The organism is Acinetobacter sp. MD2(2019), assembly GCF_035615615.1.
In the GTDB taxonomy this organism is placed as follows: domain Bacteria; phylum Pseudomonadota; class Gammaproteobacteria; order Pseudomonadales; family Moraxellaceae; genus Acinetobacter.
Genome location: NZ_VTDU01000049.1, coordinates 1 through 3,860 on the forward strand (window position 1 = coordinate 1; position 3,860 = coordinate 3,860).

Consider the following 3,860-nt stretch of genomic DNA (forward strand, 5'->3'; position numbering starts at 1 on the left):
TTGCGTATACTTCTATACCGATGTAGCATAGTTACATCTCGGTATACCAGTATACTTACAATGCAAAAACAAGAAGCCTTCGAAACAGTAGCAAAAATCATCTTTGAACGTGCAAACGGATTCATCTTTGAAGGCAATCCTGCGTTTGAATCAGAAAAAGCATTGCTACACATTTGTATGGTCATGGAAGAGTGGGGTTGCTGTTGTGGCTCTTCCTGTTGTTCTTGCTGCTTCTGCTCATGCTGCTGAAGATAATGCTATTGATATGGGGTCTCTGGGTGTTACTGGTATTTCTGTTGCTGCTGCAACTGTTTTTGCTATCAAAGCATCACCATCTTTGATGATGTGGGGATACCGTAAAATTCTCGGCTTTATTGGTCGTTAATTTTAATTCCTACTCGTGCATTGCGTGCGAGTAGGAGCTTGCCGACCGCCCGACGCACGCAATGCAAAGAGCGAATTAATGAATACACTTTATATAATTGTTGCACTTGTTGGATTCTTGATAATCATATTTTAGTGCGAGGCTTTTACAATGATTCACCGCATTAATGTCTTTTTACTCAGTTTATTTCTTGTTTTTTCTCAAACTTTTATCATTTCAACTGCTAATGCTGGCATTTGGAACATCATGAAAGGTACTGCTACTGCTGGCGGTGTTGCTGTAACTGGTTCTGCAAGTGTTGGTGGTGCTTTGCGTACTGCTGCTGCAAATATCCCTTGGGGCGCATTAAAAAATGGATTGGGAAAAACTTTAAAAATTGGCGGGGGTGTTGCTTCTATTGCTGTCGGTCTTGCTTTAAATGCTACTGATTATGTGATGGATCCTGCTAATAATGAAATCAGATATAAACCCACTCAAGTTGATAATGGTACTGCTGCTGCTTACAAGTATGCTTATTATATTGCTGACACTTATCTTTCTTCACAAGTCGGCTCATATTTTTCAACTTTATCGAATGCTTGTACTGTTTTAATTGGTCATACTTTGTGGAAAGGTTCTAAAGTTATTACTTCTGTTAAGTCGGAAGGAAAGCCTAATTCTTCGGGAAACTGTCTTTTTTATAATAATGGTTCTTTGTTCGGTTCTGTTTCTATTTCTTATGTTCTTAATCCGAATTATTCTCCAGATGCTGTTGATCAAGATAAAGAAAAAACAATTTCTTTACCCGATCTTATTCAACGTCTTATAGATCAAATGGGTAATAACGATGCAGCTATTAAAAATGTTCTTGATCAAATATTAGAAACAATGATTCACGAAGGTGTTAGCAATCCTGAGGCTGATAAAGATATTAAAGCTGCTGTAAATACGATCCAAAAAGCGCTTGATGGTGCTGCAGAATATGAAGGTTCAGGAACTGCTACTGGTACTGAAATAAAAAGCCCGACTATTCCAGATGCTAAAGATTTGTCTTTAGAGTTTCCGACTTTTTGCGGTTGGGCTGGTATTGTTTGCGAAGGCGCTCAAGCTGCTATTAATTTTCCCGATAAAGTTCAAGAGTATGTGGAAGGTGTTAAAGATTGGGTTAAGCCTGAAACTGCGGATGATACTGATACAAAAGTTGATATTGATGAGCAAAAACAAGACACCCAACCAAGTCAAACCTATTTTACATGGTCTGCTTATTGTCCTTTTCGAGCTGAAACAACTCAAATAACAATCGGTGATCAAACATCACAATTAGATTCTGATTTGTCGAGCTGGTGTGATTCTGCTTCTCAATTACGTCCATTTGTTATTACCGCAGGCGCTATTATTTCTTTAATGATTGTTAGCGGCGTCTACACAAGGAATGATGAGTAATGTGGAAGTTTCTTACTTTATTTTCTGAAAATCTTTTGAAAGGTTCTGTTCGCTCAATGCTAGCCGGTGCCGGTCTTGGGCTTGGTTCATCTGCTGTTTCTTTAACACTTATTCAGTCGTATATCAGTGACTTAGTTGCAAAAGGCAATTCAATGGCATCCGATGCACTTGGGCTTCTAGCCCTTTCCGGTGCGCATATTGCGCTATCAAGCATTCTTGGTGCCATTGTTTATAAATTAACTGTTAGTTCTGTCAAATTAACCCTAATGAGAAAAAAATAAAATGCATGGTGAAATCTGTTTAATCACGGGGAAAAAAGGTTCAGGCAAATCTTTGTGGGTCGTTGATCAATTATTTAAAGAGTTTGATAAAAATCCTGATCGCAACTATTACGCCGACATTACTGGCTTAAAACACACTGGTATTAAATTAGCTCCGGAAGACTGGCGCGAAGTTCCGGACAACTCACTCGTTGTTTTTGATGAAGTTCAGTTTAAAGACTTGTTCAGTCGCCACAACTCAAAGCGTGATAAACAGATTCTTGAGCTTACAACAATGCGTAAACGCGGCATTGAACTTTGGATTATTACTCAACGTGCTAGATTCTTGAACGCAGATGTTTTGGGTCTTGTAGATCGTCACGTTGAGATTCAACGCAAGAATGATCGTGCATCTTATGTATATATATTTACAGATGCAGAAATGAACATAACAAAAACGAAGAAGCTATTTGCACATGATAAATATATCTTTGTTTTTCCTGAGCATTTATTTGGCTTTTATGAGTCAATTAAAGAAGGCGCTAAGCACGGTAAAAAATCTTGGATTAACAAAGGTGTATTAACAACGTCTATTACACTTCTTCTTTGTGTAATTTTTGGTGGAAAGTTTATTTATTCATCTTGGCATAATGGCGGTTTAACAGTTCGTTCTACAAATGATAAAGAACTAAAACATGCTGTGCCTGTTGCTCCTCCAGTAGCTAAAATCAATCCACAGAATTCTACTGGAGAGAATGTTCAGACTGCTAATTCTATGAATGCGCTTTCTCAAATATGTCGATCTGCTGAAAACTTGAATAAGCCTGAATGTATCAAATGGTATAACGACTTGTCTAATAACAATATGTCTGTAAGCAAAGATGGTCTTGTTTCACAGAATATTTCATACAATCCTGATAAGCCATTTTCTCAAGAAAATGTACCCAAAAATCTTGAATATCAAGTAATGAACAAGCCCATTTTTTCAGGTTGTATGAAAACAAAATCAGGAACATATAAAGCATTTACAGAGCAGGGCACTTACTTAAAAGTGTCTGCTTCTGATTGTAGAAAATTAATGAATGATGCTGCTGCTAGGCCGTATGATTACTTTAATTCGCACAATAAAAGCAATTCTTTAATGACTAATGATCTAAAACAATCTCAAGATCAATCGAGTTCTATGAATAATACATCTTCTCAAAATACCAGTCGTGTTTTGTCTATTGATGACAATTCTACGTTCAAAGGTTCTGATATAACAAAGCCAAGTGTTTAATACTAATCTTATTATCTGTACTGTACTGTAATTTATTACGTTACATTACGGTATTGTTTTGATTTTAAATGATTATTTTAGGATTTTTATAGATGAATCACGATGATTTGATGCTTTGTATTTTTCTTGCAAGTTGTTCTATTGTTGGATTGGTTGCGTGTATTGTTTTACCTTATCTTAAGGATTGAGATTTCATGTTTAGTTTTGAGTTTTTTTTGGCTAGAAAACAGTCGTAAATTTTGTTTTGAAAAAACAAGATTTATGATTGTTTTTAGCAGACAAACGAAGTGCGTCAGGCTTTTTTGCTTTTAGGCGTTAATAAGATGCCGGTATAGAATTTATGGTTAGTAATAGGCATGTGTGGCGAACGGTGCATTATGATAGAAAAATTGGCGTTTTGAGTAATGATGATTATTTTTTGATTCGCGATTCACTGGAGAAGTATTTAGATTGGATTAGGGGGTTGGATACTGACAACCATGAAGAAGTTGAGCAGCTAAAAATAATGTTTATC

At 36.4% G+C, this 3,860-nt stretch carries 4 protein-coding genes; all 4 read left to right on the plus strand.

Translation table 11 applies throughout. The annotated features are described in order from the left end of the window. The first annotated feature begins 127 nt into the window (after window positions 1-127). Entirely contained in the window at window positions 128-385 is a 258-nt protein-coding gene (locus tag I2F62_RS12855) for a hypothetical protein (RefSeq protein WP_324627384.1), read from the plus strand. 150 nt (window positions 386-535) lie between these two features. Further along, window positions 536-1,807: a hypothetical protein gene (locus I2F62_RS12860; RefSeq protein ID WP_324627385.1), complete on the plus strand. Its 1,272-nt coding sequence runs from the start codon at window positions 536-538 to the stop codon at window positions 1,805-1,807. Beyond that, window positions 1,807-2,088, plus strand: a complete 282-nt coding sequence (locus I2F62_RS12865) for a DUF2523 family protein (protein WP_324627386.1) — start codon at window positions 1,807-1,809, stop codon at window positions 2,086-2,088. The genes I2F62_RS12860 and I2F62_RS12865 overlap by 1 nt, the downstream gene beginning before the upstream one ends. A 1-nt stretch (window position 2,089) precedes the next feature. Continuing rightward, on the plus strand, window positions 2,090-3,346 hold the full coding sequence (locus I2F62_RS12870) for a zonular occludens toxin domain-containing protein (RefSeq protein WP_324627387.1): 1,257 nt from the start codon (window positions 2,090-2,092) through the stop codon (window positions 3,344-3,346). The last annotated feature ends 514 nt before the right edge of the window (window positions 3,347-3,860 follow it).